This window comes from Nostoc sp. 106C (assembly GCF_002154725.1).
Classification (GTDB): domain Bacteria; phylum Cyanobacteriota; class Cyanobacteriia; order Cyanobacteriales; family Nostocaceae; genus Aulosira.
In genome coordinates this window covers 13,719-32,838 of sequence record NZ_MTAW01000232.1, presented here as the reverse complement: position 1 = coordinate 32,838, position 19,120 = coordinate 13,719, and the positions used below count along the sequence as shown (strand labels likewise).

The following is a 19,120-nucleotide window of genomic DNA, read 5'->3' as shown; positions in this document are numbered from 1 at the left end:
GAGTTAATTGCTCGTGGCTAAAGGGTGTTTAAAATTAAGCTTTATGACAAACTAATCTTGCCGAAATAGTAACAGGAGGTAAACCCATGATGAAAAATCAGCAATTATTTAGTAATCGTGTGGCAATACTAGCGACAATGCACCAAAAACAAAGAGTTATTGCTCCTATCTTGGAGCATGAGTTAGGTATTGAAGTTAGAGTACCACCGAATTTCAATACTGATGTTTTTGGTACATTCACTAGAGAGATAGAACGACCTGGCACTCAGATTGCAGCAGCTAGATTGAAAGCTACAAAAGTGCTAGATTTAACAGGTGCAAGTTTAGCAATTGCGAGTGAAGGTAGCTTTGCACCTCATCCATCGCTACCTTATATTTACTCGAATCGAGAAATTGTTATTTTATTAGATCGAGAAAACGAGCTAGAAATTATTGGCGAAGAATTGTCTCTTGAAACTAATTTTAACCATCAGGTTGTGGACAATATTCAACAAGCCTATGATTTTGCAAGCAAAGTTGGTTTTCCAGAACATGGGCTGGTTGTTAGTTATCAGCAAATAGCTAAAGATAGCAGCGATATAGTTAAAGGTATTACTACCGAAGAAAAATTCCTAAAAGCGTGGAATTGGGCATTGAATAATTCACCAAACGGTAAAGTGTATCTTGAAACCGATATGCGAGCACTCTACAACCCCACACGGATGAAAAATATCGAAAAAGCTACCTATGACTTGTTAACCAAGATTAAAAGCTACTGCCCGCAATGTAATATCCCTGGGTTTGACATCACTAAACGAATCAAAGGATTACCTTGTGCAATGTGCGCTATGCCCACCACCTTGGTACATTATCTAATTTATCAGTGCCAAAAATGTGGTTTTAGCCAAGAAAAATTATCTCCTCATGGCATAGAGTTTGCCGATCCAGGACAATGTATGTATTGTAATCCCTGAGAAGCTGTAACCCTCAAGTGTAACTTGGTAGCTTGCAATAAAAAAACCCCCTTGCCATTGACAAACAAGAGGGTAGTAGTATGGTGTGAGGAGCAAACTCAATGTTTGCTTCCTACCAGTGTAACAACTATATGTGGCAATTACATAAAATTAGTATTAAAATCATGCGATCGCTGTATGAATATACGCAAATTGAATTTACTATTACCCAAATTTTATAGATGCAGATGTTATTACTTGTAAATTGCGCTTGCAGAATTCAGTAGCAGCTAAAACTCATAGTAGATGCATCGATAATAGTAATTGCTAACTCTATTTAAATCAATCATGCTCTAGCTTCTGCTTGCGTTTCATCCACAATCCCATCAGACTGGCAAGCATGATACCCCCACAGGAGATAGGTTCAGGAACTTGAACACTAACTTTATTGAATTTAGATTCTCTGATACTTAAAACAGTATCTTCAGAAAAAGTTCTAGAATATCTGTCCCTAATAATAGCAGAAGCATATTCTTGTGTTCACTTTAAAATAGACTAACGCTTCAATAATTAAGCCAGAAACAGCTTATTTACTAAATTTTTATTGGATATAGTTTCGGAAATTGATATTGGAAAAAATACCTAGTGTTAGTCAAAACTTCACAGTTGGGAGATACATTTATGAAAATTGTTATAATTATCGCTTACATACTTAAGTAAAGGCAATAAATTTGACGATTAGCAAAATTTCGCCTTCTTGGCAAACAGTACTGTTTGAAGAGTTTAGCAAACCCTACTTCACTAAACTTCAAAGTTTTTTAGTAGAAGAACGTCAATCGCACACCATCTATCCGCCTGAAGAAGATGTTTTTTCCGCTTTTGAATTGACACCCTACGAAAAAGTAAACGTCTTGTTACTTGGTCAAGATCCTTATCACGATCGCAACCAGGCACATGGATTATGCTTTTCTGTAAAACCTGGTATCAAGCCACCTCCATCATTGAGTAATATCTTTAAAGAACTTAAAGATGATGTTGGGTTTAATATCCCGAATCATGGATATTTAGTATCATGGGCTAAACAAGGCATTTTGATGTTAAATGCAGTGCTAACCGTGAGGGCACACACACCGAATTCTCACAAAAATCAGGGTTGGGAAACTTTCACAGATGCAGTCATTAGCAAAGTTAACCAAAAGCTAGATCCGGTTGTCTTTGTATTATGGGGTGGGTACGCACAGAAAAAGCTGAAATTAATTGATACAACATTTCATACAGTGATTCAATCGGCACACCCTTCACCACTTTCTGCACGTAATGGCTTTTTTGGTAGTAAACCTTTCTCGTCTATTAATTTAGCGTTGCGTTCCTTTGGTAAGCCAGAGATTGATTGGCAGCTTCTAGACTTTGATGTATAAATTTGTCCTGCTAAATAAGAGTTTTTAGCTGGACTTCCCCCAGCAAATATACCTACACAGGCTCAAAAGCCTATCATTGCATGGGTTTAAATTGTTGAGCAAAATTTCTGTAGCCATGTAGGTCATTCACGCCTTCAAGCGATCGCCAATTATATTGAATCTACAATGTTCTGCGCGATCACCAAAACGGCTATTGCTTAGACATGGGTACAGTTTTTTAAGTCAACAATTGAAACCTTTAATTGGTATAGTTTTTAGAGATTTTAGTACATTTGTATGGGGGAAGTCCAGTTTTAGTATAACTTTGCTACAGATGATCAAGCAAAAATCAGGTGAATATATACACCTGGCAATGTTAATGTAGTGAACTATTATGTTTTAATTTTGCATTGATAATTAGCTGCCTTGACTAAATTCCCCAGTAACTAGTAGCCAAATTCTCGAAGGAAAATAGCCCTGTACAGGATTTTTCTGAAGTGATTTCGCTAAGATTGCTCCCAATAGCCCACGCCGGACTTCAGAATCTGTCACACCTGATATACCTTGTGCCCTAGAAAAATTAATAATGGCTGTATTGTAATCATCTTTATTTGCAGCAGCCTTAATTGCTATACGCATCAATCGGGCATACTCCAAACCATAGTTGGGGTTGATCCATAGCCCATTGGGAATGCAATCTCCTGAGAATAGATTGCCTGGTTTACCAGTGATTTGACTGATGCATTTAGAGTCAGCCTTGGCAGCGAAAACTGAAATGTTGATTGTGGGAAAAGTAGTAATAGCAGCTACTACTCCCAGCAAAACCTGATTGAATACTTGTTTCACCTAATGTTTAGTCAAATCTAGATTTACTATTTCTACTTTTTAGTACTGTGTTGCAAAAAACAAGTGAATCAAAATACAAAAAATCTTAAGACTTCTACCATTTTGGATTTTAGACAGGACTTACGCAAGGACTACGATTTTATGTCATTACGAGCGAAGCGAAGTAATCGCAAAGGCTTAGTTTTTCGTCACGAGTGCGTAAGTCCTATTAGATTCTAGATTGTGAAACATCTATTGGGTAAGGGTTTCAGATTTCCATCTGCCGCAATCATTTTTCAAATTGGTATTAGCGATCGCTGTTTTTTCAAGTTTTGCAGTAGCGTCAGCATTATCCTTCACCAGATGCTACAAGCCGGAAAACCCTTACGGCAGTCAGTCTTGGGGGATAACCCCCAAGACCCTACGGGTGAAGTTCCTACGCCGCTAACGCACTGGCTACCCTACATACAAAGCAATTAGCTGCCCTTGTGTGCAGTGACTTCAGAGCCGGCTGTCACAATTACTACATTCTCTGGTTTAATTAATTCCTGGATTACCTGTTGTACTTGAGTCATATTGACAGACTCAATTTGTCGAGGAAAGTCTCGAATTTCCCTTGGTGAAAGCCCATAGACAGCATTTCCCAAAATAATGTTTGCTACATCGCTAGGATTGGCTAAATCCACAGGGTAGCTGTTGGAAATTGAGCGTTTTGCATTGTTCAATTCTGCTTCAGTCACTCCTTGCTCTCGAATCTGTTTAAGTAAAGCGAGGGTGCTAGCGATCGCTTTTTCAGCATCTTGAGGATCTGTCTGCATCTGAATCAAGAAAGGCCCGGGATTGATTCCCGCAGCAAAGGCGCTGTAAATCCCGTAGGTTAAACCCTGGCGATCGCGCACTTCTGTACCTAAGCGGCTAGACAAGGTATCACCACCTAAAATTTGATTCAACACCATAGCTGCATAGAAACGTGGGTCTTTGCGCGAAATGCTATTGTAACCAATGTAAGTAACAGCCTCTGCCTTACCTGGAATTACCTTATTTAAGCGTTTCAGAGCTTGAGGTAAAGGTACGTTGGGCAAGTTGAGAATCGGCGGCTTGCCCTTGGCTTGCCATTTACTAAAAGTCTGATTCAGCAAAGCTTTGACTTTAGCTGGCTCAAAATCACCGACCAAAGCGATCGTTGTGGTATCCGGTCGATAATGTTCTTGGTAAAAGCGCAGCACATCATCACGAGTAATGCTCTTGAAGCTTTCGGGGGTGGGAAAGCTGTGGAAGGGATGATTTTCTGGGTAAATTGCTTGCTGGAATGCCCTTCTTCCCAGCCCTTGGGGGTCATCAAGTTGCACTTTTAGACTGGTCAATGCCCGTTGACGAGTCAGTTCTAATTGGTCAGCGGGGAATGTTGCATGTTGGGCGACATCCGCCAGAGTTTGAATTAATATTGGCAGATCCGCTGATAGCCCTTGACCACTAATGCTCACTCCTTCACGGCCTGCACCAAAGTCGAGACTAGCTCCCCTATCTTCTAAGGTTTTTGCCAGAGTCAGGGCGTTTTGAGTTTGCGTTCCATTCATTAAGTTGCTAGCAGTTAAATTTGCTAGTCCAGCTTTTTGATTGCCATCAAATACAGTACCAGCGTCAATTTGTCCACTGAGATTTATAGTAGGAACACTGTGGTCAGGCAACAGTAGCACCCGCAACCCATTTGCTAAAGTAAACTGCTCTGGTAGGGCTTGTTGACTTGAACTAGTGGCAGAGGTAGCAGGAGGTAAGTATTTAGCAAGTTCTGCTGGATCTACAGGTTTACCGGGGCTAAAATTCTCAACAGTACGACCGGAACCACCGCTAGCAGATGCTTGTTGACCATCTGGTTGGGTTGGTTCAAAGAAACCGATAGTTTGTTTAGCTGAATTCAGGTAAGTTTTCGCCACTCGTTGCACATCTGCTGGCGTAACTTTGGCGATCGCAGCTAAATACTTTTCTACAAAACGATAATCTCCAGTAATAGTTTGGTTATATCCCAGTTGTTGTGCCTGACTGGTGATGTCCTGGTTACCTAAGATAAAATTAGCTTGGAGTTGCGTCTTAGCGCGATCTAATTCTTCCTTAGTAACTGGCTGCTGTTGCAGTTTGGCCAAAGATTGTTGGAGTACCTGGTCAATTTTTGCTAAATCTTTACCTGGAGCTGCCGTAGCGTTAATTTCATACCAACCCGGTTCCAGAAGCTCTGCGGCACTACCATTAACTGAACTAGCCAGTCCAGATTCTACCAAAGCCTGGTAAAGCCTAGAACTACGTCCACCAGTTAGGATCATATCCGTCACATCAATTGCCGGGACATCAGGATGGTTAATGTCTGGTAGAGGATACACTGTTTGCAGCAGCGCTGCGCTTCCTGGTTGTTTCAAAACAATGGGCGCTTTTTGAGCAGCAACAGAATTCACCGCGTCCTTACGTCCTTGCGTCCCCACGTCTTTTTTTGCTCGTTGCGCCACCTTACCAAAAGTTTCTCTGACAGCCTTGAGCGTCGGTTCTGTAGCAAAATCCCCTGTGATTACCAACGTGGCATTTTCTGGACTGTAGTATCTTTGGTAATAATTACGTACCTGTTCCACCGTAAATTTTTCGACATCGGCCTTTGTACCTCCCACAGATAAACCGTATGCTCTGTTAGGGAAAGCAGCTTGCATTACTGCCTTACTCAGACGATAGCTAGGTGAATTTTCATACCCTTGCAACTCGGATATCACCACCCGTTTTTCACTTGTTAGTTGCTCAGGCCCAACTAACGAATTTACCATGCGATCGGCTTCCAAAGTCAGCAGTGCTTCGAGTTTATCTCGGCGCACTGTGCCAAAGTAGACTGTCTCATCGTAGCTAGTAAACGCATTGAATTGACTGCCTAAAGCACTAAATAGCCGCCCAAACTGCACCGGCCGATCTTTAGTTCCTTTAAACATCAAATGCTCTAATTGGTGGGAGATACCACTCTCCCCTTTACCCTCATTGCGAGATCCGACTTTGTACCATACCTGCACACTGACTACAGGAGCAGTATGTATTTCTTTAGTAAGTACTGTTAAGCCGTTGTCCAACACCGTTTTTTGCACTCCTTGGGTGAGCGAAAGCCCAGATACAGGTGCTACTGCTGTTGGTGTTGCAGCATGGGAAAGATTGCCAGAAAAGGGCACAGTACTTAGGAGCAGACTAAGTAATAACCCTATAAGCATGTATGAGCGTAGCTTCATAAACAATTCAGAATGCAAATTCTCAATTTAACTGAGATTAAAAATCAATGGTAACAATCATCCTGAAACTACGAGTGACGCACCACAAAACAGGCTTTCCTTCTTCTGAGTTTAATGAGCGATCGCCTTTCTGATGTAGAGTAATAGAGATTTACTAGTTAGAAATTACACAACTAGCTCCCTAAATAAAGGTTAGAGTTGTCAACAGTCCACAGTTAATGGTCAAAAACTCGCTTTTCTGGACTATTGACTATAGACAGCCTCAAATAAAAATCGCGAGACACTTGCGTAAGTCCTAACCAGTATCCAAGTGTTTCGCTCACAATCAAATATCAAATTCATGGTTGATTTCTTTCTATTTGGAAAAACGTTCCTAATGCACCTCCGAACCAACCTAAGGTTGTGAAGAAAGCATTTTGAATAATATCAGGAACTGACTTATTAGGATAAATAAATGGATAAACGATAATCACAAAGAATGATACAGAACAAACTACTACTAGAAGGCGATTAATTGTAACAATTAGTTTACTTCTAATTTGTTCTTGGGAAGAAACTCGTATGTCTGGATATCCTTGTGTTTCAATATTAGCTTCCTCTATAGGAACCTCCTCCATATCAGGAGTAAAACCAGAATCATATTTCTTAATTTGTCCAAGAAATGCATACTTGTAAAAATTGACTAAAAATTGAACTTTTTTATTCATACAATTTTACTTTGGTTATTTATGTTCAATAAATATGATGTCACAGCTTTGACCACAATTTAATCTCCACTTTCCATCATGAGCATTAAGCATGACCTTCTTTTCATTAAGTACATCTCTGCCAATTATTGCGTAATTATTTTTGGGAGGTTCTTTATCAGGAATTTTTATAATTTGAATATTTTCAAATAAATCATTGCCTATTTTTATATCAACAAAATAAGCTTCTCTAGTTTGATATCCTCCATTTGCATCCCTCATACTAACTGTATTACCTTGAACTAAATTGCCTAAACGTTTGAGCTTAGATACTGGAATACAAGTTCTAACAGCTCCACTATCAACAATGGCATCAATACTGATATTTTGTTCAATATTTGAAGGATTACAAAGTAATATAGTGCATTGTGGTCCGATACACGTGTTCGTCTGTAAATTACCGTACTCAAACATACTATTTTACAACATAACTAGTATTTATACTAATCAAACCACAGAGAGCTTGGTTCGTCTATAGTTTCTAGTTCTTTTTCAACTTTTGCAAAAAACCTTTGTTTATCACGATATTTATCTGCACTAATTAACCAATTCAGCAAATCTATACCACTTTCATCAGTTTCGTTATCGCTACTCTTCACACATTCCCCATCAACCAAAGCAACGAATTTTCCTTGATTTTCTTTCAACCAATTTGAATCTGATTTGAGCTTTTGATATTTGGTAATGTTGCGCTCTTCATTAGATTCTGAGGTGTTCAGTGATAAAAGCTGTTCATCGGTCTTTTTTTTAAATACTTCAAGAACTTCAAGACGATATTTCAGCATTTCAGTAGCTATATAATTAATGCCGTCTCTTATATCAGGAGATTTTTCTACAAATAAATTACATCCAAGTTTATATGCCTGATTTTTGAAGCGTTCATAATGAGAAAAAATAGCTACAAATACAGTTGGATCTACTTCTCTAATTTGCTCAAGAGCATCTAACCCTTCTTGTTTATTTCCTACCCAGTTATCAAGAATAAAAAATCCTACTTGCTTTTGTTCTAAAATTTCAACAGCTTCTTCTTTATTAGATACTATCTTTAAATTCCAATTTAATTTGTCTTCTATCACTTCTCTGATAACGTTTTGTACATCTTTACTATCTTCCATTACAACTACTGTACTTTCTAGCATCAACGCTGAACTGAAATTAGTTTTGCTATTACGATGTAGAACAGATGGCACTTCAAACCTCCTGCTTAATTTTTATGATATTTTGACTTTATCTGATTCATACTTTCTGAATAAATCATACTAAATAGCGTTTAAGAGGAATTTGTACAAAAAACTTTGTACCTTTACCGACTTTTGAATCAAAATATACTTTTCCTCCATAATCTTCAAGTATCTCATGAGTGATGTATAAACCCATTCCTGTCCCTCCTTCATCTCTACGAGTTGTAAATCCTTGCTCAAAAATATTTTCATAATTTTCATGAGGAATTCCAATGCCATTATCTTCAACTACTATTTGGATATATTGTATGCGCTCTGCTGTAATAATATCGGTCTTAACCAAGATGTGACCATTTTTTCTATTAGATTTGTTGATTGCGACTACAGCATTGGAAAGTAAATTATAAATAACATGTCTTATTTTACTTTCATCAATTAAAATTATTGGAATAGTAACGTCATACTTTTCTATAACTTCAATCTCTTTATCCTCAGATAATATGAGTTTTACAGCATCTTTAATCAAATTATTAATTTCAACTGCAACAAAGTTATCCTGTTTAAATTCAGTTTTTAGTTCATCAACTCGCTTTTTAATCCAATGGAGTTTATTATCAATAATTAATTCTTTTTCTTTCTGACTTTTCTGACTATTTGAAATAATTTTTAAAATTTGATAAAAATCAGTAAGTTCATTCTTATACTGGTGTAAAAACCCGCTTAATAATGAATCATATCCTACTAATAGAGAAGCATTAAGAACTTTTTCCCGTTCTGCATTAAGCTCTCTACGAACTTTTTGTAATTCCCGAACAATACGAACTCTTGCCATAATAGCTGCGGTTAGAAAAGCTATACCTTCTAAAAATATTTTATTACTACCGAAAAAATAATGGCTATAATTTGTATAGATAGAAATAGTTCCCACACATTCATTTTTTACTGAAAGAGGCAAGCACGCAAATGATTTTAGCTTATGTGCTTTTATCCACTCTTTATTATTAAACTTATCAATTTCAGAATCAATATCTACAATAAAACAAGGCTTACTTGTTCGATAAACTTCGCCGACAATATGGCTGCCTGCTTTTACTGAACCATCTTTTCTTGCTTCCCAAGATATATCATTAGTATGAGATTTAGCCTTAATTTCTAAATCCTCATTTTCATTAACAAGGCGTATAATACAAGCTTTAAAAGTCGTAAGATTATAAAATTTAGGAAGGTTGCCAACCAACGCATCTGCAACAAATTGATAAACTTCCTTTAAGTCAAAATTCTTATCTATTAGTGCTAAAGAAATGAACTTTTCTATCATTAAATTAATTAATTTCTGTTTTTCTCTCCTTCGGAAAAAGGAGAGAAAATTAGCAAGGTTTGTGCCAATAAGCATTAACCAATAAATATCATCACTCGTAAAGCCATGTTGATCTTGACTGTTCAGTACTTCAAGAGTACCAAAAGTTCTATTTAAACCATTAAGAGGAACAGAAATACCACATTTTAGTTCTCCTAGCATCTCTCGGTAGAGAATTCCATTGTTCATTCCTGGATATTCCTCAAAAATATTATTGGAATAGTGCGGTTCCCCAAAAGCAAACTCTAGCCCTGTGGGTGGTACTGCTTTTCCCGAAAAGCTCTCTCCTGGATTATAATTCTCATTAGGGAACCAATTGTCTCCAATTAAGTTTCCATTTTTATCAACACCATTAATTCCTACTCGTTTAATTACACCATTGTTAGAGAATAAGAAAATAGATGCGACCTTAACATTTAATCGTTGGCGAACTTCTGCTAGCGCTTTTTGTACAGCATCTTCAATACTTTCACACTCCATTAAAGTCTTACTTACCTCATTGAGACTACTCAGCTGATGGCGAAGGGCTTGGGATTCCATAAGTTAACTTGAGAAGTTATAGTAAATAGGAATTTTCTACATATTATTTTGTGTGCAAACTTTTTGGTAGCGTCTTTGTTACTAATTTTAGAAAGCACAGAACTTTAAAATTGGATACAATAACACATCTGTACACATGGTTAAGTAAAACTCTTAATGATAGAATTCTACATATCATAGTCCAGTTATTTCTTAAATCTCTAACAATACTTTAAGATAAGCGCTCAGTACTAAGGCTCTATCCTGAGTTACGTGTTTGCCCCACTCCCTAACAATGGCATTAGTTCAGTTAAATTTATTCTGAGGTTGGATATGGGCAACCAATAAATCCGCTAAACTTTCATATCCAAAGTACGTACCAAAAACGCCCACTTATCTGCAACCTCCTCAATAATCTTAGCTGTAGGCTTACCTGCACCATGTCCCGCCTTAGTCTCAATTCTAATTAGCACTGGTGCATCACCTGCCTGAGCCGCTTGCAAAGCCGCAGCAAACTTGAAACTATGAGCAGGGACAACGCGATCGTCATGATCGGCTGTGGTAATTAGCGTTGCTGGGTAAGCTGTACCTGGTTTGAGATTGTGCAATGGCGAATAGGCATATAATGCTTTAAATTGTTCTGGGTTATCTGGTGAACCATATTCCGAAGTCCAAGCCCAACCTATAGTAAATTTATGGAAGCGCAACATATCCATTACGCCGACTGCTGGTAAAGCTGCACCAAACAAATCTGGACGCTGAGTCATGCAAGCACCCACCAATAAACCACCATTGCTACCACCTGCGATCGCCAGTTTTGCAGATTTGGTATATTTATTAGCAATCAACCATTCAGCAGCAGCAATAAAGTCATCAAAGACATTTTGCTTTTTCGATTTCATTCCCGCTTGGTGCCATTCCTCACCGTACTCTCCACCACCGCGGATATTAGGCATGGCATAGACACCACCCATCTCCATCCATACCAAAACACTTACAGAAAAACTAGGTGTCATTGAGGCATTAAAACCACCATAACCATATAAATAGGTAGGGTTATTTCCATCTAACTTAATGCCTTTTTTGTGAGTAATAAACATTGGCACTCTTGCGCCATCTTTACTCTCATAAAAAACTTGTTTTGTCTCGTAATCTGCCGGATTAAAATCTACCTTTGGCTGACGGTAAACTTCACTTTTTCCAGTTACCATATCATATCGATAGATAGTACCTGGTGTAGTGAAGCTGGTGAAACTATAAAAAGTTTCGGTATCATGACGTTTGCCATCAAAGCCACCGACTGAACCAAACCCAGGTAATTCTACCTCACGCACCAATGCACCCTTGAGGTCAAAAATTTTGAATTGGCTGCGAGCATCTTTAAGATAATCAGCAACAAACTGATTATTGAGTATACTGACACCTTCTAAAGTTTCTGCTGACTGGGGGATGATTTCTTGCCAATTTTCTGGTGCTGGTTTTTTAGTATCAATAGCAATAACTCTGCCACGAGGTGCCTTTAAATCTGTACGAAAATAAAAGACAGTATTATCATGCTCAATAAAACTATAATCTGCTTCAAAATTGTTAATGAGTTCTACAACTTCAGCATTGGGATTAGCCAAATCTTTATAAAAAACTAAATTTTTCGAGTCCGTCCCCAACCAAACTGAAATTATTAAATATTTTCCATCTTCCGTAACTTCACCACTAAAACCCCATTCTTTCTGATCGGGTCGATGATAAATTAATAAATCTTCTGATTGTGGAGTACCCAATCGATGATAATAAAGTTTTTGATAGTAGTTAACATCTTCTAATTTAGTTTTTTCTTGCGGTTCATCGTAGCGGCTATAGAAAAAACCTTGATTATCATTTGTCCATGATACGCCAGAGAATTTGATCCACTGTAGTTGGTCTTTTAGATCTTCGCCTGTTTCGATATCGCGGACTTTCCATTCTTGCCAATCAGAACCGGAGGTAGATAGACCATAAGCTAAAAGTTGAGCATTATTGCTGATGGATAATCCTGAAAGCGCAACCGTACCATCTTCAGAGAGTTTGTTGGGGTCGAGTAAAACTTTTGGTTTGGCATCAAGAGTTTTGAGAGTGTAGAGGACACTTTGATTTTGCAGCCCATCATTTTTGAAATAAAAGTAGCGATCGCTGGACTTATGCTCTAGAGATCCTCCTTCTTTAAATGGAATACTGTATCTTTCGTAATTCCACAGTTTGGTAAGGCGCTGTTTAATTTTTTCCTTGACAGGAATTTCGTTGAGGTAGGCAAAAGTAACTTTATTTTCTGCTTCAATCCAAGTTCTTGTTTCTGCCGAGTCAGGATTTTCTAACCAACGGTAAGGATCTGCCACTGAAGTACCGTGGTAGTTATCGACTTGATCGCTCTTGTGGCTAGGTGGATAAGTCAGCATAGTTTTTGATGGAACTCGTTGCCGTGCGTAATGTTCAGAAGAAGGGTTGATAGAAACCTGTTGGAGGAACGGGTTTCTATTCATACTTTCTCCATCGGTTAATTTCTCGACTACTACTTGTGAAGGGAACTTAGTGGAAATTCTAGCATTAGCGACACCAGCAGGTAGCAACCATCGGCAAATAATGACTGTTAGCAAGAAAGTTGCTAACAGCCGAGTCCATGAGGCTTTTACCATTGCGTAATGGGGATGTTTAATTGTTTAAGCAGTAGGACCAAGAATTAGTTTCTCTCCTTTGAGCATTCGCACTGCTGCTTCTAGTAGAGCTTCTTCTAGGTAAGGCTTGGTAAAGTAGCCGCTAGCACCAAGTTGGATTGCCATTTGTCTGTGCTTGTCTGCACCCCGCGAGGTGAGCATAGCAATTGGCAGGTGGTTGAGGTTATTATCTTTCTGAATGCGAGAGAGCAACTCGAGTCCATCACAGCGGGGCATTTCGATATCGCAAAATACGATATCACAAGGCAACCCAGAGCGGAGTTTATCCCAAGCTTCTTGTCCATCACGCGCTTGTTCTACGCGATAACCTGCCTTGTTAAAGGTGAGGGAGAGTAACTCTCTAACTGTAATTGAGTCATCAACAATCAGCACAGTTGGGTCAATTTTAACAGCAGGGATTTCTAGCGTAGTGGGAGTACCTTTCTGCTGCCAGAGGCTACCACCACTTTGTTTAGATATCCGTCCTTGGAAAATGTCCATGATTTCTAGGACATCAGCAATCGGCATAATGCGACCATCACCTAAGACTGTAGCACCAGCTACACCAAGGGGTTTTGGCGCTGGACCTTCAAATTGCTTAATTACAATTTCTTGCTCACTCAGTACCAAGTCAATCTGTAGAGCAATTAAGCTATTTGCCGATCGCACTACAACCACAGAAACCATGTCATCATCGCGAGTTCCACCGTAGACACTACCGCGACTGAGTTGTCGGTTAAAGGCTAAAAGCTCCTTGAGGGGACGGAATGGTAATACTGTATCTCGCCAGGGAATAAATGTTTGCCCATCAGCACTCTGCTGGATATTTTTGACAGGAATATCTAGAGTATCTTCGACACCATCCATTGGGAAGGCGATGCGAGCTTTATCGGAAACACAACATAGAGCTTTACAAATACTTAAAGTGAGTGGTAGACGAATTGTAAAGGTCGTTCCCTTACCAAGGGTAGAATCAGTGTTAACTGTGCCACGAATTTCGCTAATTTCAGAGCGAACTACATCCATACCCACACCGCGACCAGAAATTTCATCCGCCTGGTCTTTAATACTAAAACCAGACTGGAACAGTAAATCGTAGATTTCTAGGCGCGTTATGGTTTTTACCTCTTCTGCTGTGAGCATACCAAGTTTCAACGCCTTAGCTTTGATTCGTTCTGTATCGATACCTGCACCATCATCGCCCACAGATATTACGGTTTGGTTACCTTGATGGAAGGCACGAATTTTAATCACTCCCACCGGATTTTTACTTGCAGCTTGTCGCACCTCTGGCGTTTCAATACCATGAGCGATCGCATTATTGAGCATGTGAGTCAGCGGATCGGTCAGGTGATCCAAAATCATTTTGTCAATTAAGGTATCGCCGCCTTCAATGACTAACTCCACTTGTTTGCCATATTTGATAGCATTATCTCTGACTCCGCGTCGTAAGCGATCAATAGCTTGGGAAAATGGCACCATTCGTGCTCGTGTCAATCCCTCTTGTAGCTGGGTGGTTACTTGCCGGAACTGCCGTGCTACTCGCTCGGTTTCTTCAGTTACAAAGTCGATGTCACTCGCTGACTCACGCACCCTCACAATCATTTCAATCATTTCCTGAGATAATGTATGGAAAGGTGTAAACCGATCCATTTCTAGTTCACTAAAACCCCGCTCAGAATTGGAATCTGGGGATGGAACATCAGAGTCTTTGTTTTTGCGACTGGCTAAAAGCGAAGCTTCTAAGAGCGATCGCTCATATAGTTCCTGCATCCTTGCTCCTACATCAGATAGCTGTTGCACCTGAATCAGCAAGTTATCTAATGACTGCCGCAGACGTTCTTGATCCTGCTCTAAGGTGTTGCGATTTACCACCAACTCCCCAACTAAATTGCTCATATCATCCAGTTGCTTGACTGGAACTTTCATCGTTTCTTCAAATCTTGCTGCACGACGAGTTGAGGAGCGTGGTGTTTTGCCCGTCTTTGGTTTGGTTGATGGTGAATGTGATATCGTTTGATCTGCTTCCGCCAGCAATTTCTCTAAATCACTAAATTCGTCATCAATCTCTGGTGAGATTATAGTGATACTGGCATTATTATCAGTTGTCTGTGGTTGCAATTGCTGTGAGTAAACTGTTGGAGGCGTAACAGCAGCCTCCTCATCGTTGTCTTCATCTAGCAATGCTTCCAGTGCTGCAAAATCTTCGTCTGGGAAAGAGGTCGGGAATTCTTCTTCTAATAATGTTTCTAGGTCTACAAATTCATCCTCCGCAGCTACTACTGATGTCACATCCAATGCAGTATCAGTAACAACAGCATTGTCTGGTTCAGTTGTCTGGGCTATATCCAACAAAGGCGCGGATAAATCTTTTACTTCAACTAATAAATCTAATTCGTCTACATTTTCTGCTATTGCAGCATCTTTAAAATCACTATTTGCAGTGTTATCTACTACCTCTTCTAAAGTTGCAAATTCTTGGAAGACAGTTTCGGTGGCTGATAACTCATCAACTATAGACAGTTCTGTAATATCAGTTTCTGCAATAACAAGGTCGTTGGCATCACTATTTGCAGTGTTATCTACTACCTCTTCTAAAGTTGCAAATTCTTGGAAGATAGTTTCGGTGGCTGATAACTCATCAACTATAGACAGTTCTGTAATATCAGTTTCTGCAATAACAAGGTCGTTGGAATCACTGTTTGCAGTGTTATCTACTACCTCTTCTAAAATTGCAAATTCTTGGAAGACAGTTTCGGTGGCTGATAACTCATCAACTATAGACAGTTCTGTAATATCAGCTTCTGCAATAATAAGGTCGTTGGAATCACTGTTTGCAGTGTTATCTACTACCTCGTCTAAGGTTGCAAATTCTTGGAAGATAGTTTCGGTGGCTGATAACTCATCAACTATAGACAGTTCTGTAATATCAGTTTGTGCGAGCGCATCTGTGAAATCTACTACCTCTTCTAAGGTGGCGAATTCTTGGAAGACAGTTTCTGCGGCTGGTAATTCATCAACTACAGGTAGTTCTGTACTCTCAGTTTGTGCGAGCGCATCTGTGAAATCTACTACCTCTTCTAAGGTGGCGAATTCTTGGAAGACAGTTTCTGCGGCTGGTAATTCATCAACTACAGGTAGTTCTGTACTCTCAGTTTGTGCGAGCGCATCTGTGAAATCTACTACCTCTTCTAAGGTGGCGAATTCTTGGAAGACAGTTTCTGCGGCTGGTAATTCATCAACTACAGGTAGTTCTGTACTCTCAGTTTGTGCGAGCGCATCTGTGAAATCTACTACCTCTTCTAAGGTGGCGAATTCTTGGAAGACAGTTTCTGCGGCTGGTAATTCATCAACTACAGGTAGTTCTGTACTCTCAGTTTGTGCGAGCGCATCTGTGAAATCTACTACCTCTTCTAAGGTGGCGAATTCTCTGAAGACAGTTTCTGTGGGCGTTAACTCATCACCTAAAGTTAGTTCTGTACTCTCAGCACTAGTTATGTTTGCAGAATCAAAGGTAATTGCCAAACTATCGTCTAACTCTGGGTTAGTTGGAGGCTGTTGTAAACCAAAAGGTTCAACAAAATTTAAATCTGAAGTAGTTGTTGATAATTCATCAGCTAAATCTAATTCTGGAGTATCACTAACAGTTGTTTCTGGGATATCAAAGTTGAGATCTAGAGTTGCTGCTGTTGCTGGTGCCTCATCGGCTAAATTCAATTCTGCATTGTCAGCAACAGTCGTTTCTGGAGTATTAATGTTGAACAAATCAATTTCCAGGTCAGCAAGAGCTTTGGGAAAATTGCCAAATACGTTCTCTACTGACTGGTTGGTAAATTCAGGAGTGAAATCTAAAGCTTCGGGAGGTAATGCTGTTGAGGGGAGTGGGGTGCGGCTCTGCTCTTCTAAGAAGCTACTAACCTCGGTTACAGGTATTTCTTGAGCGTCAACATTGGGGGAAATTGTCGTGTTGGTTGGTGCCAACTCTGCAAATAAATCATCCCCGCCATCTGCTGAAAATATCAGATCGAGTTGCTCATCTTGCTGGGGGAAAGCTAGATCAAAATCTTCAATGTCAAAATTTTCTGTCGGTGAAGGAGTATCGCTAAAAAAATCATTGGCAGCTGTAAACAAGCTCTCCTCTAACGCTCTAGCTACATCCTGCTCTAACTTTGAGTCAAATTCTGGCTGTTGTTGAGTTTGTGCTTCCTCGTTCCAGAAGTTGCTCAAATCATCTGCTGATGGCGAAAAATCTCTTGCTATTGTTGAGGGTGTATCAAATAAATCTCCAATTTCTGACTCACCTGTAGAAAATGGTGTATTTTCTTCTAATTCAGTAAATAAATTATCTAAAGAAAAGCTTTCTGGCTGAGGGAAGTTAAGCGTGGGTTCGCTACTAGGAGTAATTTCCTCAACCAAGTTTGCATTTTCAGAAACTGAAAATAATTCATCGAAACTGTTTTGCTCGTGATGAGATAGTTCTATGCTTGATATCGCTTCAATTTCTGGTTGAGTGACTTCAGCGATAGATGACCTTTCAGTTTCATCTAATGCCAGCCCCAATAAATCTTGCACCACATCTTGTGGGGCAATATCCCCAGGATATTCTAAGAGAATTTGCGTAAATTCTTCGATACTTTCATCAGAGGGGGTGTCTAAATCTATATCATTAATGTTTGTTGGTGATGTTTGAGAATGTTGTGGTTCTAAATTTTCTTTTTCTAAGAAATTTTCACCAAATAATGAGCTGAAATCTTCTGTTTGAATTGTAGTTTTTTGAGAATCATTACTGCTTATAACTTCATCGAAAGATAGTAAATCAGCTAAATCGCTATCATTATCCTCCGTATCACTAGTAGTGATGTCGCCCAATTTGCTGGCAGCAGTGATGTCTAATATTTCCTCTTGTTGCCAAGTTTCATCGAGTTCTGGCGTCTCACCTTCAAATAAATCGGCAAGGGTATTTAACTCAGCTATTCCAACTTCTGGACCTTTGGGATCGAGATTATGATTTGTCAAAAGTGGATCATCTTCATTGTTGGATAAGGAATTAAACAATAAAGAAGAATCATTGGTAGTATTTTTTGTGGTTGGAATAATATTCTGAACTTTGTTAAGTTGCTCAGATAGGCTAGTTACAGGATTTTTAATACTACTAACAAAATCATCATTTGTAGAAGCTAGCCGATCGGCAATCGTAGTTGGCTGTCTACCTGATTCCTCAGTTAAATTATAGGTTATGTCTACTAATTCAACTTCTGGGAAGCTCAAGAGTACTTCTAGCTGCTGACTAATTACAATCTCCTGTTCCTTACCTTTAAGAACTAATTCTTGAGCTTTTTTAATTTCTGTAATGACAATTTTAGCTAGAGTTAGATAAGTATTATCAGGATTAGCGATCGCATTTGTTGCTGCTTGGCATAAATTACACCACTTGGGTAAATTAAACGCTTCACCGAGATGGACTAACTGTTGACAAGATTGCTCGAGATTTTGCCGAGTTTCCAGGTTTGTCCCTTGTTTAAATAGTTGCAACATTTCCCGCAGTGTTTGCAGCACTTGGGTTTGGAACTCACTCCAGGTTTCATTATCCGTGGCTACAACCGACGAACCTGTCTCCTGTGGTAATATCACAGATGGTTCGCTGGATACCCTGCTGTTTTCTTCTTCTGGTGTGGAGAAATCCCGGTGCATGAAAATTTCTGTCAGTGTGTTGGCGTTATCTGCCAAGGCTGGACGTATTTCTGTTGCGGAAATACCACTGTCTACACCACTGGTTGCTTGTTGTAAGAGTAGTTCTAGATGCTGATTCAGCCATTGAAAGACTGGCTCAGTTTCTGACATCAAAGTATTGGCTGTCTCTTCTGACAAGCCAAACGGTCCACTCAAATTCTCTAAAAGTGCTTTGAGGGTATCTGCAACACCGAGAAACAAAGACTCTAACTTTTGGTCAACCTGAATCGGATTCTCTTTGAGAACTTTGAAACAATCTTCTAGGCGGTGAGATGTATGCTGGATGCTACTCAAACCTAGCATCGCAGCTCCCCCTTTGATGGAGTGAGCCGCCCGGAAGACTTCGTTGATCATTTCTGGGTCGTTCAGGGTACTCTGGAGATTCAATAACCCCTGTTCAATCGTATTCAGGTGGTCTCTTGCTTCTTCAATAAAGTAACCCAAAATGCGCTGTTGTTGTTCCGGCAGCATAGTTTTTTCGCCAAGAGTCAATAGTCA

At 39.4% G+C, this 19,120-nt stretch carries 11 protein-coding genes; 3 read left to right on the top strand and 8 right to left on the bottom strand.

Annotated elements, in window-relative coordinates; all coding sequences use genetic code 11:
• The first annotated feature begins 89 nt into the window (after positions 1 to 89).
• Both BV375_RS33700 and ung read left to right on the top strand, forming a co-directional pair.
• Positions 90 to 953 (top strand): DUF6671 family protein, encoded by an 864-nt coding sequence (locus BV375_RS33700; RefSeq protein ID WP_086768691.1) that lies wholly within the window; start codon positions 90 to 92, stop codon positions 951 to 953.
• Between the two features lie 710 nt (positions 954 to 1,663).
• The gene (gene ung / locus BV375_RS33695; RefSeq protein ID WP_086768689.1) at positions 1,664 to 2,350 is read left to right on the top strand and encodes a uracil-DNA glycosylase; all 687 of its coding nucleotides are present in this window, start codon (positions 1,664 to 1,666) and stop codon (positions 2,348 to 2,350) included.
• A 396-nt stretch (positions 2,351 to 2,746) separates the two neighbouring features.
• Here ung and BV375_RS33690 read toward each other — a convergent pair whose 3' ends face one another.
• Complete coding sequence (locus BV375_RS33690) at positions 2,747 to 3,175, bottom strand: hypothetical protein (RefSeq protein WP_086768687.1); 429 nt, start codon at positions 3,173 to 3,175, stop codon at positions 2,747 to 2,749.
• A 222-nt stretch (positions 3,176 to 3,397) separates the two neighbouring features.
• On the opposite strand from BV375_RS33690, the gene BV375_RS33685 reads away from it, so the two are divergent.
• Positions 3,398 to 3,634 carry a hypothetical protein gene (locus BV375_RS33685; RefSeq protein WP_086768685.1) on the top strand — a complete coding sequence of 79 codons (237 nt, stop codon included), beginning with the start codon at positions 3,398 to 3,400 and terminating at the stop codon, positions 3,632 to 3,634.
• Here BV375_RS33685 and BV375_RS33680 read toward each other — a convergent pair.
• The 7 genes from BV375_RS33680 to BV375_RS33650 all read right to left on the bottom strand — a co-directional run bounded on the left by BV375_RS33680 (position 3,631) and on the right by BV375_RS33650 (position 19,093).
• The gene (locus BV375_RS33680) at positions 3,631 to 6,405 is read right to left on the bottom strand and encodes a pitrilysin family protein (protein WP_086768683.1); all 2,775 of its coding nucleotides are present in this window, start codon (positions 6,403 to 6,405) and stop codon (positions 3,631 to 3,633) included. The genes BV375_RS33685 and BV375_RS33680 overlap by 4 nt on opposite strands.
• A gap of 338 nt (positions 6,406 to 6,743) precedes the next feature.
• The gene (locus BV375_RS38510; RefSeq protein ID WP_086768681.1) at positions 6,744 to 7,112 is read right to left on the bottom strand and encodes a hypothetical protein; all 369 of its coding nucleotides are present in this window, start codon (positions 7,110 to 7,112) and stop codon (positions 6,744 to 6,746) included.
• 15 nt (positions 7,113 to 7,127) lie between these two features.
• On the bottom strand, positions 7,128 to 7,565 hold the full coding sequence (locus BV375_RS33670) for a retroviral-like aspartic protease family protein (protein ID WP_086768680.1): 438 nt from the start codon (positions 7,563 to 7,565) through the stop codon (positions 7,128 to 7,130).
• Positions 7,566 to 7,594: 29 nt separating this feature from the next.
• Complete coding sequence (locus BV375_RS33665) at positions 7,595 to 8,341, bottom strand: response regulator (RefSeq protein WP_134076274.1); 747 nt, start codon at positions 8,339 to 8,341, stop codon at positions 7,595 to 7,597.
• Positions 8,342 to 8,405: 64 nt separating this feature from the next.
• Positions 8,406 to 10,229 (bottom strand): ATP-binding protein, encoded by a 1,824-nt coding sequence (locus tag BV375_RS33660; protein WP_086768676.1) that lies wholly within the window; start codon positions 10,227 to 10,229, stop codon positions 8,406 to 8,408.
• 332 nt (positions 10,230 to 10,561) lie between these two features.
• Positions 10,562 to 12,637, bottom strand: coding sequence for a prolyl oligopeptidase family serine peptidase (locus tag BV375_RS33655; RefSeq protein WP_086768775.1), 2,076 nt, complete (start codon positions 12,635 to 12,637; stop codon positions 10,562 to 10,564).
• A gap of 261 nt (positions 12,638 to 12,898) precedes the next feature.
• Positions 12,899 to 19,093, bottom strand: coding sequence for a response regulator (locus BV375_RS33650; RefSeq protein ID WP_086768674.1), 6,195 nt, complete (start codon positions 19,091 to 19,093; stop codon positions 12,899 to 12,901).
• Positions 19,094 to 19,120 lie beyond the last annotated feature (27 nt).

Bases quoted from the DNA above. Each gene is read 5' to 3' on its own strand.
- BV375_RS33650 (WP_086768674.1), bottom strand. From the start codon at position 19,093: ATGCTGCCGGAACAACAACAGCGCATTTTGGGTTACTTTATTGAAGAA.
- BV375_RS38510 (WP_086768681.1), bottom strand. From the start codon at position 7,112: ATGAATAAAAAAGTTCAATTTTTAGTCAATTTTTACAAGTATGCATTT.
- BV375_RS33680 (WP_086768683.1), bottom strand. From the start codon at position 6,405: ATGAAGCTACGCTCATACATGCTTATAGGGTTATTACTTAGTCTGCTC.
- BV375_RS33670 (WP_086768680.1), bottom strand. From the start codon at position 7,565: ATGTTTGAGTACGGTAATTTACAGACGAACACGTGTATCGGACCACAA.
- BV375_RS33700 (WP_086768691.1), top strand. From the start codon at position 90: ATGAAAAATCAGCAATTATTTAGTAATCGTGTGGCAATACTAGCGACA.
- BV375_RS33655 (WP_086768775.1), bottom strand. From the start codon at position 12,637: ATGCTGACTTATCCACCTAGCCACAAGAGCGATCAAGTCGATAACTAC.
- BV375_RS33660 (WP_086768676.1), bottom strand. From the start codon at position 10,229: ATGGAATCCCAAGCCCTTCGCCATCAGCTGAGTAGTCTCAATGAGGTA.